At 69.2% G+C, this 16,399-nt stretch carries 13 protein-coding genes and 1 pseudogene; 1 reads left to right on the top strand and 13 read right to left on the bottom strand.

The window, feature by feature from the left end:
• Window positions 1-11 precede the first annotated feature (11 nt).
• From H0E84_RS07875 to grxD, 10 genes are all read right to left on the bottom strand, one after another.
• Window positions 12-3,827, bottom strand: coding sequence for a pilus assembly protein (locus H0E84_RS07875; RefSeq protein WP_180678088.1), 3,816 nt, complete (start codon window positions 3,825-3,827; stop codon window positions 12-14).
• An 11-nt stretch (window positions 3,828-3,838) separates the two neighbouring features.
• A complete protein-coding gene (locus tag H0E84_RS07870) occupies window positions 3,839-4,378 on the bottom strand; it encodes a pilus assembly PilX family protein (RefSeq protein WP_180678087.1) in 540 nt (179 codons plus the stop codon).
• An 11-nt stretch (window positions 4,379-4,389) separates the two neighbouring features.
• A complete protein-coding gene (locus tag H0E84_RS07865) occupies window positions 4,390-5,556 on the bottom strand; it encodes a PilW family protein (RefSeq protein WP_345776287.1) in 1,167 nt (388 codons plus the stop codon).
• Entirely contained in the window at window positions 5,553-6,056 is a 504-nt protein-coding gene (pilV, locus tag H0E84_RS07860; protein ID WP_180678086.1) for a type IV pilus modification protein PilV, read from the bottom strand. The genes H0E84_RS07865 and pilV overlap by 4 nt, the downstream gene beginning before the upstream one ends.
• Window positions 6,047-6,574: a GspH/FimT family pseudopilin gene (locus H0E84_RS07855; protein WP_180678140.1), complete on the bottom strand. Its 528-nt coding sequence runs from the start codon at window positions 6,572-6,574 to the stop codon at window positions 6,047-6,049. Before H0E84_RS07855 ends, pilV begins: the two co-directional genes overlap by 10 nt.
• Window positions 6,575-6,759: 185 nt before the next feature.
• Window positions 6,760-8,148: a nucleotide 5'-monophosphate nucleosidase PpnN gene (gene ppnN, locus H0E84_RS07850; RefSeq protein ID WP_180678085.1), complete on the bottom strand. Its 1,389-nt coding sequence runs from the start codon at window positions 8,146-8,148 to the stop codon at window positions 6,760-6,762.
• A gap of 109 nt (window positions 8,149-8,257) precedes the next feature.
• The gene (locus H0E84_RS07845; RefSeq protein ID WP_180678139.1) at window positions 8,258-11,554 is read right to left on the bottom strand and encodes an outer membrane beta-barrel protein; all 3,297 of its coding nucleotides are present in this window, start codon (window positions 11,552-11,554) and stop codon (window positions 8,258-8,260) included.
• 268 nt (window positions 11,555-11,822) lie between these two features.
• Entirely contained in the window at window positions 11,823-12,419 is a 597-nt protein-coding gene (locus H0E84_RS07840) for a YhgN family NAAT transporter (RefSeq protein ID WP_180678084.1), read from the bottom strand.
• Window positions 12,416-13,219: an SDR family NAD(P)-dependent oxidoreductase gene (locus tag H0E84_RS07835; RefSeq protein ID WP_345776286.1), complete on the bottom strand. Its 804-nt coding sequence runs from the start codon at window positions 13,217-13,219 to the stop codon at window positions 12,416-12,418. Before H0E84_RS07835 ends, H0E84_RS07840 begins: the two co-directional genes overlap by 4 nt.
• A complete protein-coding gene (gene grxD, locus H0E84_RS07830) occupies window positions 13,216-13,533 on the bottom strand; it encodes a Grx4 family monothiol glutaredoxin (protein WP_180678083.1) in 318 nt (105 codons plus the stop codon). Before grxD ends, H0E84_RS07835 begins: the two co-directional genes overlap by 4 nt.
• 147 nt (window positions 13,534-13,680) lie before the next feature.
• Between grxD and H0E84_RS07825 the strand changes: the two genes are divergently transcribed.
• Window positions 13,681-14,265 (top strand): Fe-Mn family superoxide dismutase, encoded by a 585-nt coding sequence (locus H0E84_RS07825; protein ID WP_180678082.1) that lies wholly within the window; start codon window positions 13,681-13,683, stop codon window positions 14,263-14,265.
• 126 nt (window positions 14,266-14,391) lie between these two features.
• Here H0E84_RS07825 and H0E84_RS07820 read toward each other — a convergent pair whose 3' ends face one another.
• The 3 genes and pseudogenes from H0E84_RS07820 to purE form a co-directional block, all read right to left on the bottom strand.
• Window positions 14,392-15,504, bottom strand: coding sequence for a 5-(carboxyamino)imidazole ribonucleotide synthase (locus H0E84_RS07820; protein ID WP_425600473.1), 1,113 nt, complete (start codon window positions 15,502-15,504; stop codon window positions 14,392-14,394).
• Window positions 15,502-15,780, bottom strand: a pseudogene (locus H0E84_RS20810) (5-(carboxyamino)imidazole ribonucleotide synthase); the annotation flags it as partial. The gene H0E84_RS07820 and the pseudogene H0E84_RS20810, both read right to left, overlap by 3 nt.
• Window positions 15,777-16,316 (bottom strand): 5-(carboxyamino)imidazole ribonucleotide mutase, encoded by a 540-nt coding sequence (purE, locus tag H0E84_RS07815; RefSeq protein ID WP_180678080.1) that lies wholly within the window; start codon window positions 16,314-16,316, stop codon window positions 15,777-15,779. The gene purE and the pseudogene H0E84_RS20810, both read right to left, overlap by 4 nt.
• Window positions 16,317-16,399 lie beyond the last annotated feature (83 nt).

Raw genomic sequence — 16,399 nt, 5'->3', positions numbered from 1 at the left:
GATTCCCCTAGTCATTGGATCTGGCGCCAGGACTGGCGGCCGCAGGCGCGCGGCAGGTATAGCGGGGCGGCACCGGCCACCTGCACGATCATGTCGCACTGCGCTTCGAGCGCGGCGTCGAGATCGTCCGGATCCGAGCCTGCGGCGAGCGGCGGAATCCGCGGCGTCGTCATGACCTCGACATCCTTGACCGGCGCCGAACCGCCCGTATCCAGGGCGATCGCGCCGGTGCCCTCCTCGAACGAATCGCCGTCCGGCGCGCCGCTGCGCACATTGGACAGCGCCGCGGCGCCGCTGAGCGCGTTGAGGCCGAACAGGGAGTTGAAGCCTTCGGTCGAACAGCCGCCTTCCGTCCCGGGCGAAGGCGTATACGTCGGAATGAACACGATGCCGCTCTCGACGCGCGGATAGCCGACCGCGCGCTCGCCGGCGGGCAGGTCCGCGTACCAACCCCGGTCGGTGGAGCCGAGGGTATTGCGCGACACTTCGCGCGACCCGTCGCCCGCTGCCGTACCCACGGTCTGCTCCAGCAGGTTGGCGCGGGTGAGCGTGGTACCGACACCCCTGTCCAGCACGCCGTAGATCGACTGCACCCTGGTGTCGACTGGATCGTTGACGAAGGAGAAGCTGCCGGTCCCGAAGAACAGCATCACGCCGCCGCCGGGGCCTGCCGCGGCGGTCAGTCCGCCGAGGATGGGCTGGCGCCAGGTCTCGCCATCCTCCGTATGCTCACGCGTGGTGAACAGCGGGGTATCGATCGAGCCGAGGGTGTTCGTCGACGACGGCAGATCGTTGCGCAGGTCGAACTTCCACACCGCTCCGCGCTGGTCCGCTGCATAGACGGTGTCGGCGAAGCCGTCGCGCCTCCTGCTGGTCAGGCCCGTGCCGCCCCAGAGGTCGACGACCACCAGGTTCCCCAGGCCATTCCTGCCGGCCGTCGGGCTCGACTCCTCCGCCTCGATCATGCGGATGGCGGGCGTCCCGGTGCCGATATCGACCACGAACAGCACGGCCTTGCCGTTGGCGCTGTTGTAGCCGTTGCCGAAGATCGCCTTGAAGCTGGTCGTCCCGGCGGCGGTCCTGAACGGCACGATCACCGGCTTGCCGAGCACGTGGCCGATGTTGTTGCGCACGTTGGCGTGCAGCGCGGTATTGACGTCGTTGATCTCCCAGAGCCGCGCTCCCGAGGTGAACGCGCTGCCGTTGGCCGGCGCGGTCACGTTGAGCGCGAACACGCTGCGGCCGCCGGCGCCGGTGGTGCCCACCAGCACCGACTTCCATCCGCCGGAGTAGTGCGCGTCGCCGACGGTGATCGGGCCGTCGACGAAGTAGCGGTGCTGGAACCGCTGGTCGACCCCGTCCTCGGGGTCGTAGGGCAGCAGCAGGTTGCCCATGTGCCCGAGCACCGCCTGCGGGATGTAGGCGAAGCGCTCGGTGCCGCCATCGGTGGCGTCGGTGTCGCCATCGGAGAGACCGCCCTCGAAAGCGTGCAGCATGCCGTCGTTGGCGCCCACGTAGACCATCACCTGGTGGTCGGTGCGCTTGGTGTTGAGGTAGCTGGCGTAGCTCGTGGCCAGCGAGCTGACCGAGAGCGAGCGATAGCCGTAGTCGTCGGTCGGCGCGCTGACCACCGGCGTGGAATTGATGATGTCGCCGAGCAGCGAGCCGCGGTCGCGCAGCTTGCCGCCGTTCCCCATCTCCATCATCGGATCGCCGCGCAAGTACTGGAAGACCTGCGCTTCGGTGACATCGATCTGGCCGGTACCGGTACCGAAATGGGACGAGTAGGGATTGCAGCGCGACATGCCGGCACTGGGGCTGTTGCACAGCTCCTCCACTCCGACATTGGTCTCGTTGAAGGCGACGGCCCCGGTGTTGCGGCCGACCCAGATCCGCCGGCCCGCATGTCCCTGCACCAGCAGGCTCGACGAGGCCTCCCATGCCAGCTCGTCTTCGACCTCGCGGGTGACCGGATTGAATTCCAGCGTGCGCGCGGTGAGCTTGCTGAACCAGTCGGTTCCGTCGTTCTCGATCGCATATTCCGGCTGCACCGAGAGCGACCCGGTGCCGATTCGCGCACCGGTCAGCGCGATGCTGCCGGAAGGCGACTGCCCGGTGCTGACCGACGCCAGGATGCGCCGCATGGCGTCGGCGATATCGGCCGGGGTACGGGCATTGACGTACTCGCCGCGGGTGTTGACCGTGGCGTGCCAGATGTCGTCGATCGTGCTGCGGTTGTCGTTCTGGCGGGTCGGCCAGTTGTTGTAGATGGCGGTGTCGGTGTACGGGTCCTGGGTGTCGTCGTCGGGATCGAACAGGTTGCCGCGCCCGCCCAGCGTCACCCCGTAGAAATTGACGTGGAGGTTGTCCTGGCAGTTGACCTTGGGATTGGTGCTCGGGCAGGTCGAGGAAACCGGCACCCTGCCGGCCGGCAGGTCCGGGCGGATCGGCGAGGCGCCGCCATCGTCCAGGTAGAACTGGGTGGCGATGTCCGCCATGGTGTCGTCGTGGCCGTCCTGGAACGGCACGCCCATCGTGCCGTCGACGTTGCCGACGGTGGGCCCGTTCTGGTTGCTGTAGCCGTCGGTGAACAGCATCAGCGCGTTGCGCTGGCAGGAGAGCTGCACCGGCGCGCCGCCGCGCTGGTCGTCGGTGCGCATGAACTGCTGACCGGCGGCGTTCACCGCCTGCCGGTTGGGCGTACTGCCGTTCGCGTCGAGGGCGATCATGTCGGCATACAGGGCCGTACGGTCGGTGCCGTCGCCCATGTCGCGCATGAACACCCGCTCGCCGTTGTTGGTCAGCGGCTGGTCGTAGCTGCCGTGGCTGTTGATGGTGAAATAGCCCACGCGCATGTTGTTGACGGTCGCCATGGAGCGCGTCATGCCGGCGATCATCGAGCGGTTGCGGTTGCCGTAGAAGGTGAACCAGTTGGCGAAATTCCGGTGCGCATCGGTGTTGGGCTGAATCTGGTAGCGCCACAAGTGGCATCCGGTACCGCAGGCATCGTCGATGCGGGTGCGCGGCGCCGTAGTCGCGTTGTAGACGTTCGGCGTGCCCGCCATCTGCGGCCAGGGGTCGGTGCCGGAGGTCCAGCGCAGGTAGAAGGTGGCCGGCCAGTAGCGCACGTACATGGCGCAGTTGCCGCTCATCGTATGCCCGTCGGAATCGGTCACTTCCCGCCACTGGTTGCCGCCGCCGGCGAGCCCGCCGCAGTTGTTGCCGACCAGCCGGTACTGCGTGCCCTGGGGCAGGTGCATGTTGGTATAGGCCTGGAACCGGGAACGTCCGTCGGTTTCGGCCACCCAGCTGGCCAGCGGGATCGTCGCCGTCTGCCGCGGGTCGACCCGGGTATTGGGGATCCCGGGCGCCGGGAATGGATTGCCCTCGGCATCCAGCCACGGCTGGTACCGGAGGGTCGGGTTGAAGTACGCGGGATTGAAATCGGACGAGCGCGCGAAACCGTAGTTGTCCACCGGGGGAATGCCGTAGTACGTATCGCCGATGCGCGGGCCCGCATAGGAATAGGCATAGCGGCACGAGGTGCCGCTGGTCCGCAGCACCCCCGCCGAGCTGAAGAAGCTGCGACCGGTCTGATGCCAGCAGGCATAGCCGTCCGCGCCGGGAAACTGGTTGTGGAAGGTCATCGAACCGGAGTCGTCCACCGCCATGACGAAGGCCGGGGGGATCTGCACCTGGTTGTTGAGCGGCGCCTGCGCCAGCACGCCCTGACCCTGGATCGCGAAGACCGAATAGATGAAATAGCCCGCCGCGCCCAGCGAGGCGATGGCGGCGAGAGTAACGAGCTTGGTGCGACGGGAAGCCATGGTCGCGGTCCTCAGGGCCTGAAGATGGTGTCGATCGCGGCCGCCGAGGAGGCCTCGGGACGCGGATTGCCGACGAGCGGGTCGAGGTCGGCCTCGTCGGTGGCGAAGGCGGTGATCTGGTAGATCGGGTTCGGGTCCTCGTTGACCGGCCGGCCCATGTCGAGCGAGGTGTTGCCGCTGATGCAGGGGCCGATCAGGCGGGTGTTGATGGTGGTCACCTCGTTCATGTCGCGCTCGCTGGCCCACTCCAGCGGGTCGAAGCCGTCGTCGCAGACCTGGCTCGGGTTGACCGGAGCGCAGCCGGCGGTGACCGTGCGGTTGACCAGGTCCTCGATCGCGCACTCCGTCTGGCGGGCGACGCCCTCGGCATTCTGGAACGCGATGTTGACCGCGCGGTAGTTGGCGGACATGCGCTCCTGCATGCCTGCGACCTGCATGCCGACGATGCCGATCAGCGCCAGCAGCACCAGCATGATCAGGGCGATGTAGAGCACTGCGCCGGACTGCGCGCGCGCGCTGCCGTGACGGGGGGCGAAAACCGGGCGATTCATCGCGTCCTTCCTCAGTTGCCGTACAGGCGGTTGCGCAGCGCGACGCTGGATTCGTAGCCGCTGCGGTACATGCCGTCGTTCGCCGCGGGAGGGGTGAAGTCCACGCCCAGTACCTGCCGGCTGTCGGCCTGTTCGGCGGCGGCGCGGCTCGGGCTGACGGCCATCAGGCCCACCTGCACCATGCCGACCCGGCGCCAGGTCGTCTCGCCCCATGCCGCCTGCGCCACGTCGATTTCGTCGATGTATCCGGTCGGCGGGTTGTTCGCCAGATCGGCCTCCCGGTCCAGCCCGTAGATCACCTGCAGGCTGGCGATGCCTTCCACCAGTTCCTCCTCGACGTACTCCGCCAAAGTGGTGTCGTAGTAGGCCCGATGCAGCGCCGGCCCGCCGCCGGTCCCCACGCCGACGTAGTAGACCAGCGACTCGCCGCGATAGAGCACGGTCTGGCCCGATGGGTGCGGGGTGTAGCGCCCGGCCAGGTCGGTGTCCTGCGAGGCGCCGGGCTGCTCCACCGTGATCACCATGTCGGCGCCCACCGCCGCGACGGTGCCTTCGAACACGTCGACGTAGCTGCAGTCGGCCACGCCGTAGATGCCGGGCTCGGTACGCCCGCCCTGGGTCATCGGCCTCCAGCGCACGCCGTCGATGCCGGCCGGCACCGTCACTTCCTCGGTCGAGCCGATGTCGACGATATTGGTGACCGGCACGCCCATGCTGCTCAGGTAGCGCAGCACCAGCACGTCGCTGCCCGGCAGCGGGGCGGGGTCCAGCGTGCCGAGCGCCCCCGGCAGTGTGCCGAGTGCAGGTTCGGCCTCCACCTGCACGGTGCTGCCCGGCGCGGTGCCGGGCGCCTCGTAACCGGCGACCGAGACGGTGAAGTTGAGCGGGTCGAACACCCCCGGGGCGCCGAAATGGGTGCGCATCGCCCCCGCCACCTGCAGGTGCGACTGGTCGTTGATGCAGCCGAAATGCCCGGCCATGCGCAGGTCGCGCTGGATGAAGTCGAGCGCGAAGCGCGCGTTCTCCTGCACCCGCGCCATGCCCTCGGACATCTGGTAGGCGGTGCGCGAGGCGGCGAAGACCTGCACCAGCCCGAGGATCAGGATGCTGCCGATCAGCAGCGCGATCATGATCTCGATCAGCGACAGGCCCTGCATGTGGTGCCGATGCGTCGTCACAGGAAGGTCTCCACCTCGAACGTGGTCTGCGGGTCGGCGGTGAAGCGTTCGCCCCAGGTGATCTGCACGCTGGCCAGGCCGCTGGCCGCGTCGTAGGCGACCACCGCACTGGCGTGCTCGCCGAGCGCATGCACCACCTGGCACTGCCAGCGCGCGATCACTCCATCGTCGCTGACCACCGGCATCCGGTCGGCGGTCACGCGTGGGCAGCCGCCGGGGGGGGGGTCGTCGACCTCGCCGGGGTCGAAACTGGCCGACGGAAATTCCGCCGCCGACAGGCTGTTGACTCGCATCTGGTCGAGCAGCTCGTAGGCCAGGTTGGTGGCGCGGGTGCGGTAGTCGGCGCTCTGGGTATAGCGCAGGTTGAGCGTCTGCAGCAGGGCGAAACCGAGCAGCCCCAGCGCCAGGATCAGCAGCGCCACCATCACCTCGATCATGCTGAAGCCGGCTTGGCCGTTGCGCGCGCCGGAACCGCCGCGGCGGATGACGTTCAGGTGCATGCGCTCTTCCTCGTCTTGACCTGCCCGGTTGGGGTGATGTCGATGGTGCGGACCAGTTCGTGCCCCGAGGGGCAGTCGGCGGGCTGGAGTTCGAGCTCGACCGCATGGTCGACGGTGCGGCCGCGGGAGTCGAAACGGATCATGTTCTCGTAGGTGGCGCCGCCCGCCGAGTCGGCCACGATCTCGAGCTTGTCGTTGCCGGCGACGTAGCGCATCACCCGGTCGTTGGCGCCGCCGGGGAGCTCGTTGCCATCGTAGTCCAGCACGACCATCCAGCCGTCGGCCCAGCCGCCGCCGCAGTCGACCCCGTCCTCGGTGGTGCAGACGAACGCCCCGCCGGGGCTGCGCAGCGCCTCGGAGCGCGCCAGCGACAGCGCCGCGACCAGCTCGTTGGTGGCGGTCGCGACCCGGTTGGAGCGCATCGAGCCCTGGAAGCTCGGCAGCCCCACCGCCAGCAGGATGGCGACGATGGCGACCGTCACCATCAACTCGACCAGCGTGAACCCCCGTTGGCGCATCCGATCCTCTCCCCTGCCCGCGTGGACGGGCGCGCAGGTAGCCTAATCGGCGCGAGCGTGGTTGCAACCTCGCCGGGGACAGGCGGTCGTCTGGCCCGACGAGCGCAATCGCGGCGCCGCGGGCGTGACCGTGGTCGCGGGCGGAGCGGGCGCCTGCCCGGCTCCGCGCGCGGCCGGACCGGTCTTCAGGCCCGCACTTCGTAGCAGGGCCGGTACTGGCCGGAGATCTTCATCCGCCGCTGCTGCACGAAGGCGCGCAGCAGCGCGTCCAGCGCCTCCATCATGTCGGTGTCGCCGTGGATCTGGAACGGCCCGAACTCCTCGACCCGGCGCATGCCGTCTTCCTTGACGTTGCCGGCGACGATGCCGGAGAACGCCCGGCGCAGGTCCGCGGCCAGCTGGTGCGGTTTGCGGCCGTGGTGGAGGTCCAGCGCCGCCATCGCCTCGTGGGTGGGCACGAACGGCTGCTGGAACTCCAGCGGCACGTGCAGCGACCAGTTGAAGAAGAACGCGTCCTGCTGGGCCAGGCGGTGCTCGCGCACCCGCTCGACCCCCTCGGCCATGCGCCGGGCGACCTTGTCCGGCTCGGCGATGATGATCTCGTAGCGCGAGGTCGCGGCCTCGCCCAGGGTCAGGCGCAGGAACCGGTCGATCTGCTCGAAGTACGGTGCCGAGGCGGTGGGGCCGGTCAGGATCAGCGGGAACGGCAGCGCCGCGTTCTCCTCGCGCAGCAGCAGCCCGAGCAGGTACAGGATCTCCTCGGCGGTGCCCACGCCGCCCGGGAACACGATGATGCCGTGGCCGATCCGTACGAATGCCTCGAGCCGCTTCTCGATGTCCGGCATGATCACCAGGTGATTGACGATCGGGTTGGGCGACTCGGCGGCGATGATGCCCGGCTCGGTGACGCCGATGTAGCGCGAGCGGTCCAGGCGCTGTTTGGCATGGGCCACGGCCGCGCCCTTCATCGGACCCTTCATCGCCCCCGGGCCGCAGCCGGTGCAGATGTCCAGCCCGCGCAGGCCGAGCTCGTAGCCGACCAGCTTGGTGTAGTCGTACTCGTCGCGGTTGATCGAGTGCCCGCCCCAGCACACCACAAGGTTGGGGTCGGCAGGGCGCAGGATGCGGGCGTTGCGCAGCAGCCCGAACACCGCGTCGGTGATGCCGGCCGACGACTCCAGGTCGACCGCATACTCGGGACCGAGCTCGATCGCGGTATAGGCCAGGTCGCGGACCACGGCGAACAGCAGCTCGGCGATGCCGGTGATGATCCTGCCGTCGACGAAGGCCATCGCCGGCGCGTTGACCAGCTCGATGCGGATGCCGCGGTCGCGCTGCAGCACCTGGATGTCGAAGTCGGAGTACAGCTCCTGCGCCGCGCGCGGGTCGTCCGAGGCGCTGCCGCTGGTCAGTACCGCCAGCGCGCAGCGGCGCAGCAGGTCGTGCATGCCGCCGTGGGTGGCGTCCTTGAGTCGCGCGACTTCCTCGCGCGAGAGTACGTCCAGGCCGCCACGCGGGTAGATCCGCGCGTTCACCACCGGCATCGCCCTCGATGCCCTGCTCGTTTCCGTCATGTCCGTGGTCGTTTTCAGTCGGGGGCGGCACTGTAGCGCAGCGCCGGCCGGAAAAGGAAACGGCCGGGGTCGCCCCCGGCCGTTTGTGGTGCAGCCAGATCCCGGAGGATCAGAACTTGTAGCGGAAGCCCAGCTGCAGGGCCCAGCGCGACTGCCCGGTGTTGTCGTACAGCCTCTCGCTGAAGACGCCGTTCGGGTTGAAGTCGTAGATGTACTGGCCCTGCTCGTTGATGCCGTTCATCCGCGCGACGCGGCGACCGAACGGGAAGCCGATCTCGTTGATCTGGCCCCAGTCCTTGTCGATCATGTTGCCGACGTTGAGGATGTCCAGCCACAGCTCCGACTTGTGCCCGTCGAAGAACCCGGGCAGTTCCTGGCTGATGCGGATATCGAAGTTGTTGACCCAGGACGAACGCTCGCTGTTGCGCTCCACCACGCCGCCCTGCTGCGCCATCAGTTCCGGGTGCTCGCTGAGCCACTCGAAGAAGGCCTGCTCCATCGCCGCACCGCCGGTGAACTCAACGTCGCCGAAGCCGGCGGGCACGTAGAACAGGTCGTTGATCTCGCCGTCGCCGTTGGCGTCGTTGAGGTACGTCCAGCTGTACGGGCGTCCGGTGCGGCCTTCGTACACCACCGTGGCGGTGGTGCGATAGTCGCCGAAGAACGCGCGCTGCCAGGTCAGGGCCGCGGTGAAGCGGTCGCTGATCTCGTAATTGGAGGTGTCGGCGGTCGGCTCGTTGGGATTGAAGATCGCGCGGCCGTCCCAGTTCGAATGGGCCTGCGACGAGGTCAGAGGATTGACGTCCTCCGCGCTGGTCTTGGTGTACGCCGCCATCCACGACCAGTTCTCGGTCATCGGTTTGGTCAGGCTCAGCGTCAGCTGCTGGCTGCCGCCCTTGTTGGTCGGACGCAGGTAGATGACGTTGTCGTTGCCGAGGCCGGAGATGTTGGACAGCCCGGCCGGAAGCGCGCCGGCAGCCTCGAGCTCGGCGACCGCGCGCTCGATGGCGACGTCGCTGTTGCAGCGCGAACCGTTGGCGACGGACGGATCGCAGTAGTACATCAGCCGGCCGTCGGGACCGATCGCGGTCGGATCGCCCAGACCCAGGATCTCGTAGTGCAGCGCGGTCTCGACCTTCGTCAGCAGCAGCTCGGCCGAGGCGACGATGCCGTACCAGGGCAGTTCGTGGTCGAAGGCCAGGTTGGCCTTCCACGACGACGGCTGCTCCATGTCCGGATCCATCAGCGCGACGACCATCTGCTGGTCGCTGTCCGGCGTCGGCTGGCTGTCGGGATCCATGGTGATCGGGTACTCCGACCAGAAGAACTCACGCGACGGGTCGTCCGGGCCGAGCCGGCCGACGTCGATGCCGTAGATCTGCGGCGTGTAGCCGGAGTTCTGGAACGAGTTGCTGATCCAGACGTTGGCCGCGGCGCCCTGGAACAGGCCGATGCCGCCGCGCAGCTGGGTCGGGCGATCGCTGTCGAAGGTGTAGTTGAAGCCGAAGCGCGGCTGCCAAAGCTCGTTGCCGTCGATGGTGGCGGTGTTGTCGAGTCCGTAGGCCTGCTGGACGATCGGGTTGTACAGCGGCACGTCGTCGATCTTCGGGATGTCGACGCGAAGGCCGAAGTTCAGGGTCAGGTTGTAGGTCGGCGCCCAGGTGTCCTGCACGAACAGGCCGAGGTTCTCCTGTTCGTAGTTGGCGGCGATGCTCTCGAACGACTCGCCGGGCTGCGGCCTGCGCGAGCTGTAGGTGGCGTACTCGCCGTTGCGGAAATGGTCCAGGCTGGCGAAGGTGTAGCTGCCGAACAGGTCGCGCCCGAACAGGTTGAAGATGTCGTTGCGCTCCCAGTCGAAGCCGGCCTTGAGCGTATGGTCGCCGAAGTAGAAGATGCCGGCGCCGTAGGCGGACAGCTGCTCGGTCTCGACCCGGTTGATATGGGTGAACTGCTCGGTGCCGAAGTTGAGGAACGGGCCGGTGCCGGGCAGGTCGGAATCGGCCGGATTGGGGTCCCCCAGACCGATGCGGATCTGCGGCATGCGGTCGCCGAGGGGGTTGCGCACGGCGAGATAGTCGCGGGTCGAGAGCTTGAACTCGGTGGCGAAGCTGTCGGTCCAGTCGCTGAACACCTGGGCCACCAGGCTCTCGAACGTCTTCTCGTGCGAGTACCAGTAGCTGTTGAGCGAGACCTGGTTGGCGCCGAGGCCCGGCAGATTGGCGTCGCTCTGCTCCAGCTTGCTGTAACGCAGCGAGGCGCGGTGGTTGTCGCTGATGTTCCAGTCGATCTTGGCGGCGTACTCCTCGACGTCGGTGGTCAGGCCTTCGGGCACCGAATACCCGCCGATGTCCACGCCGTAGACGTCGCGCGCGATCTGCTGCGCCTCGGCGATGTCCTCGTTGGTCACCCCGTCGACGATGTTGGATGCGGACGAGCCTTCGGGGCCGAACGACGGGCCCGGCGCCGAACGGGTGAACTTCTCGTAGTTGACGAAGAAGAACAGCTTGTCCTTGATGATCGGACCGCCGAACGTGGCGCCGTAGGTCTCCTCGTCGATGAAGCCGCCGAACGGCGAACCGTCGTCGTTGTCGCGCACCCAGTCCTGGTCGCGATAGACGTAGTAGGCCGAACCGGAGAACTCGTTGGTGCCCGACTTGGTCACCGCGTTCACCACCGCGCCGGTGCCGCCGGTGATGGAAGCGTCGTAATTGGACAGGTCGATGTCGATCGCCTCGATCGCGTCCATGGAGACCGGCTGGCGCAGTGTCGGCAGGTTATTGGCCTCGAGGCCGAACGGGTCGTTGGTGCGGACGCCGTCGATCTGGATCACGTTGTAGCGGGTGTTCTGGCCGGCGGCGGAGATCTCGCCGCGGCCCTTGTCGGTCTGGGCGATGCGCGGATCCATGCGCATGTAGTCCTGGATGTTGCGCTGGATCGACGGCAGCGCCTCGATCTGCTGCAGGCTCAGGCTGGTGCCGGTGCCCATCTTGGTGGCGCTGAAGATCTCGGAGCCGCCGGCGTAGCCGATCGCCTGCACCGACTCGAGCGTGGCGATGTCGCCGCTCAGCTGCGAGTTGACCTGGGCGGTCTGGTTCAGGGCGAGATAGACGTTGTCCTCGGTATCCGTGCCGGTGCCGGCCTTGTTGATGGTGATGGTGTACGGACCGCCGACGCGCAGGCCGCGGGCGTTGTAGCGGCCGTTCGCGTCCGTGGTGGTGCGGTTCACCGTGCCCGATTCCGTATGCACGATCGTGACCTCCGCGCCCGCGACCGGCTGGCCGTCGGAGCCGACGACCTGACCGCCGACACCGGCGGAGGTGCTCTGCGAGAACGCCGGCGCTGCGGCGAGCGCGACGATCAGACCGAGCGAGAGCCTGGAGAGTCGGACGCGGTGCTTGTGAGTCATTGTCGATAGCCTCGATACGTGGGTGATGACCACGCGTGACGTGCGCATGGTCGTTTTTCGGAATGCGAAGATTTGCTGCGAAGGTGTCGGAGCCCCGGCCGGGCGCGAACAGGTGCGCTGCGGTTAACAACAGATTAACACGATAGCCGTCACGGATGACAGCAAAATGACAGTCGCGGAACCACGCAAGCCCCTGTCCCGCCAGGCTTTTATCCGCCGCCTCAGCAAGGTTGGCTAAGTGCTTGTCATCTGGGGCCGCGCGGCCGCCTCAGCCTGGGGTCAACCCCAGGTAGCCGGCCACGCCGTCCAGCAGCATCTGCACCGAGATCGCCACCAGCAGCATCCCCATCAGCCGCTCCATCGCGGTCAGGGCGCGCATGCCGAGCAGGCGGTACAGCCAGGTGGAGGAGAACAGGATCGCGGCGGTGGCCGCCCAGGCGAGCAGCAGCGCCAGGCTCCACTCGCCCAGCCGCTCCGGCTCGCTGCTGCCCATCAGCATCACCGCCGCCATGCCCGACGGGCCGGCGACCAGGGGAATGGCCATCGGCACGATGAACGGCTCGCCCTCCGGCAGTTCGCCCATCAGCCCCTGCGGCGGCGGAAAGATCATCCGCAATCCGATCAGGAACAGCACGATGCCGCCGGCGATCGACACCGATTCCTGGCGCAGGTGCATCAGCTCCAGCACGTACTTGCCGACCCACAGGAACAGCATCAGCACCGCCAGGGCGATCAGCAGTTCGCGCGCCAGCACGATGCGCTGCCGCCGCGGCGGCAGGCGCCGCAGCATGCCCAGGAACACCGGGACGTTGCCGAGCGGATCGAGGATCAGGAACAGCAGCAGTGCCGCGGAGGCGATGGTCATCGCTCGGCCACGATCGGCAGGTCGATCCCGCAGGCGTCGGGCCCGGGTCGCCAGACCTCGCCGCGGCGCGCAGAGCCGGCCGCCGACAGCAATGTCACACAAGCGCCCGCGTAGCGCTCCGGCTCGCAGGCCGCGGCGCGTTCGCGCTCGACGTACGCGCGCGCGAGCAGCGGCGTGCGCATCGGCCCTGGCTGCAGGCCACAGACCCGCACCGGGGAAGAGGCCAGTTCGGCATGCAGCATCCGCACCATCGCATGCAGTCCCGACTGGGCGATGCCGTAGCCGCCCCAGTAGGCCTGGCCGGTGGCGTCGGCATCGTCGACCACGAATACCACCGCGCCGTCCGCCGCGCGCCGCAGCAGCGGCAGGCAGGCCTGGGTGAGCCACCAGCGCGCGGTCAGGTCGACGTGGATGGCGCGCGCGAACGCCGCCGGGTCGGTGTGCTCGAGCGGAGTCAGGCCGCCGAAGTCGGCGGCGCAGTGCAGCAGGCCGTCGAGCCGGCCGAAGCCGGACTCGACGCGTCGGGCGAGCTCGGCGTAATCGTCGGGGCCGGCGCCTTCCAGATCGAGCGGATACAGCAGCGCCTCGCCCGCTTCGCGCTCGATCGCATCGAGCAGGCGGTTGAGTTTGGGGATTCTCCGTCCCAGCAACACGAGGCGGGCGCCTGCGCGCGCGCAGGCCAGCGACGCGGCCTGGCCGAGGCCGCCGTGCGCGCCCGCCACCAGCACCACCCGGCCGTCGAGCCGCGCCGCGGCCGGCCCCTGGCCGGGACTGCTCGGAGGGAAGGTCGCCGCATTCACGCCTTCTGCGCTTCCGCGACCATCCTCGCCAGCTCGCCCGATTCGTGCAGTTCGACGGCGATGTCGCAGCCGCCGATCAGTTCGCCGTTGATGAACAGCTGCGGGAAGGTCGGCCAGTTGGAATAGCGCGGCAGGTTGGCGCGGACCTCCGGCTCCTCCAGCACGTTGACCGTGCGCAGGTCGGCGACCCCCGCATCCTTGAGTACCTTGACCGTGCGGCTCGAAAAGCCGCACATCGGAAACTGCGGCGTGCCCTTCATGAACAGGACGATCGGGTGGTTCTCGACCTCGGCCTGGATCCGCTGCATGACCATCTCGCGTGCTCCTTCGATGCCCGCGCCGCGCGCGAAGATCGCGCGAAGGCCGGCGGCGGACGTGGGGGTTAGAATCGCCGATTGTAAGGCTTCGCGCGTCCTGGGCGCCCTCTCCCGGGCCGCGGCCGCCACTCCGACCCGGTGCCAATGCCCATCGACCTGCCCGCCCTGCCCTACGACCGTACCGCGCTGGAGCCGCATCTTTCCGGGGATGCCGTGGAGCGACATCACGCCGGCCACCACCGCGCCCACGTCGATGCTCTCAACGCCATGATCGCCGGTACCGCCTTCGCCGAACTCGCGCTGGAGGAGATCGTACGCAAGGCCCAGGGGGCGATGGCCGAACACGCGGCCCAGGCCTGGAGCACCGGGCTCTACTGGCGCTGCCTGAAACCCGCCGCGGCCGGCGGCGGCGGCGAGCCCGAGGGCCGGCTGGCGGAGGCGCTGGCGACGGCGTTCGGGAGCGTGGACGCGTTCCGTACGCAGTTCGACGAGGCGGCGCTGCGCGGATTCGGCTCCGGCTGGGCGTGGCTGCTGCGCCGCGACGACGGCCGCCTGGCGATCGCGGTGACCCCGCACGCGGTCACGCCGCTGACCGGCCCCGACACGCCGCTGCTGGCCTGCTGCCTGTGGGAACACGCCTACCTGCCCGACTACGGCGAGAACCGCGGCAAGTACCTGGAGGCGTTCTGGAAGCTGGTCGACTGGGAATTCGTCGCCTCGCGCCTGTAGGAGCGGCCCATGGCCGCGAAGGCCGCGGGCGGCCCCGGCCGAGTGGGCGGCAATTCCGGGCGTGTCCGACCGCGCCGGCGTTCGCGTGCGTGGCACGCTCCTACAAGGGAGGCGCTGGCGCCTGGATCAGCCGCGCAGGGCGGCGACGACCGGTGCGACCTGTGCCTGCCGCCCGAGCGCGTCGCCGACGCGCTGCAGCGCGGCCGCCAGGGTCTCGGGCGTCTCCGCCCGCAGCGTGGCGTGGCCGACCTTGCGGCCCGGGCGCGGCGACTTGCCGTAGTCGTGCCAGTGACCGCCCGGCTCGGCCAGCACCGGGCCGGGATCCGGCAGTTCGCCGATCCAGTTCAGCATGCAGGCGTGGCCGCGCATGGCGGTCGCGCCGGGGGCCAGTCCGAGCACCGCGCGCAGGTGGTTCTCGAACTGCGAGGTCTCGGCCCCCTCGATGGTCCAGTGCCCGGAGTTGTGCACGCGCGGCGCCAGTTCGTTGGCCAGCAGTTCGCCGTCGCGGCAGAACAGCTCCAGCGCGAACACGCCGACGTAGTCCAGTGCGTCGGCCAGGCGTCGCGCGTGACCGTGCGCGGTCTCGACCAGCGCCCGGTCGACCCGCGCCGGCGCCAGACTGGCCGACAGCACGCCGTCGACGTGCCAGTTCTCGGTGAGCGGCCAGGCATGGAACCCGCCGTCGCGGCCGCGCATCGCCACCACGCTCAGCTCGCGGTCGAACGGCACGAACGACTCGAGGATCAGGCCGACCCGCCCGGCCTGCGACCCCAGCGCGGCCCATGCCGCATCCGCGACCTGCTGTACCGGCGCGGGCATGGCCGTCGCCGCTGTTCCGGCTCCGGCGGACGCCTCGGCATACGTCGTGCCTTCGGTCGCTCCCACGGTCCTGCCGGCGGGTTCGAGACCTTGCGTCGCTCCCACGTGCCCGCTGCGAGATTCGGGACCTTCCGCGGGAGCGACGGAAGTCGCGACACCGCGGGTGTCCGCGTCGGCCCCCGGCATCCGGCCTGCGGCCGCCCCGCCCGCTGCTGCCTCGTCCCCCGATAGCGGCCTCAGGCGGAACTGTCCCTTGCCGTCATAGCCCAGGCGGCGGGTCTTGAGAATGCAGGGTGCGCCGATCTGCGCCAGCGCGGCATCCAGCTCCTGCCGCGAGGCGACGTCGGCGAAAGGCGGCACCGGGATGCCCAGTTCGCGGAACAGCGACTTCTCCGCAAGCCGGTCCTGGGCCACGCCCAGCGCCCCCGGATTCGGGAAGACCGGTACGCGGTCGCTCAGCCAGCGCGCGGATTCGGCCGGCACGTTCTCGAAATCGAACGTGACCACGTCCACGCGCGCGGCGAAGTCGGCCAGCGCCGCCTCGTCGCGGTAGTCGCCGACCAGCAGCGGCGCGAACTGCCCGGCGCAGGCCTCGGCCGAGGTGTCCATCACCAGGAAGCGCAGGCCCAGCGGTGCGCCAGCGAGCGCCAGCATGCGCGCCAGCTGGCCACCGCCCAGAATCCCGACTGTCGTCACGCGTGCAGTCCGCTCGCGGCCGGCGGCTGGCGCGGGTCGTCGTCGCCGGCCACCGCCTCGGTCTGGCGCTGGCGGAACGCCGCCAGCGCCGCGGCGATGTCGCCATGATCGGCCGCCAGCAGCGCTGCGGCGAACAGCGCGGCATTGGCCGCGCCGGCGCGGCCGATCGCGAAGGTCGCCACCGGGATCCCGGCCGGCATCTGCACGATGGAGAGCAGCGAGTCGAGGCCGTTGAGCGCCTTCGACTGCACCGGCACGCCCAGCACCGGCACCGCGGTCTTGGCAGCCAGCATGCCCGGCAGGTGCGCCGCGCCGCCGGCGCCGGCGATGATCGCGCGCAGCCCGCGCTGCCCGGCCGATGCCGCGTACTCGAACATGACATCGGGAGTGCGGTGCGCCGACACCACCCGCACCTCGTGCGGCACGCCCAGCGCGTCGAGGCGCTCGGCGGCGTGCTGCATCGTGTCCCAGTCCGAACGCGAGCCCATCACGATGCCGACGAGCGGCGCTGCGGGATTGGCTGGCGTGGCTGGCATGGTCGTCCCCGGGCGCTAAAGGCGTATTTTAGCCGGGATTCCGGATCGAGGGCCGGCGCCGGCCGACCTCGCCGACCACTGCC

Origin of the sequence: Luteimonas salinisoli (assembly GCF_013425525.1) — a bacterium.
Lineage (GTDB): Bacteria > Pseudomonadota > Gammaproteobacteria > Xanthomonadales > Xanthomonadaceae > Luteimonas > Luteimonas salinisoli.
This window is presented reverse-complemented; position numbering and strand designations above follow the sequence as displayed.

What these genes read in the sequence shown, in the direction of transcription:
- H0E84_RS07875 (WP_180678088.1), bottom strand. Translation starts at nt 3,827, where the DNA reads ATGGCTTCCCGTCGCACCAAGCTCGTTACTCTCGCCGCCATCGCCTCG.
- H0E84_RS07870 (WP_180678087.1), bottom strand. Translation starts at nt 4,378, where the DNA reads ATGAATCGCCCGGTTTTCGCCCCCCGTCACGGCAGCGCGCGCGCGCAG.
- pilV (WP_180678086.1), bottom strand. Translation starts at nt 6,056, where the DNA reads ATGCACCTGAACGTCATCCGCCGCGGCGGTTCCGGCGCGCGCAACGGC.
- H0E84_RS07855 (WP_180678140.1), bottom strand. Translation starts at nt 6,574, where the DNA reads ATGCGCCAACGGGGGTTCACGCTGGTCGAGTTGATGGTGACGGTCGCC.
- ppnN (WP_180678085.1), bottom strand. Translation starts at nt 8,148, where the DNA reads ATGACGGAAACGAGCAGGGCATCGAGGGCGATGCCGGTGGTGAACGCG.
- H0E84_RS07845 (WP_180678139.1), bottom strand. Translation starts at nt 11,554, where the DNA reads ATGACTCACAAGCACCGCGTCCGACTCTCCAGGCTCTCGCTCGGTCTG.
- H0E84_RS07840 (WP_180678084.1), bottom strand. Translation starts at nt 12,419, where the DNA reads ATGACCATCGCCTCCGCGGCACTGCTGCTGTTCCTGATCCTCGATCCG.
- grxD (WP_180678083.1), bottom strand. Translation starts at nt 13,533, where the DNA reads ATGGTCATGCAGCGGATCCAGGCCGAGGTCGAGAACCACCCGATCGTC.
- H0E84_RS07825 (WP_180678082.1), top strand. Translation starts at nt 13,681, where the DNA reads ATGCCCATCGACCTGCCCGCCCTGCCCTACGACCGTACCGCGCTGGAG.
- purE (WP_180678080.1), bottom strand. Translation starts at nt 16,316, where the DNA reads ATGCCAGCCACGCCAGCCAATCCCGCAGCGCCGCTCGTCGGCATCGTG.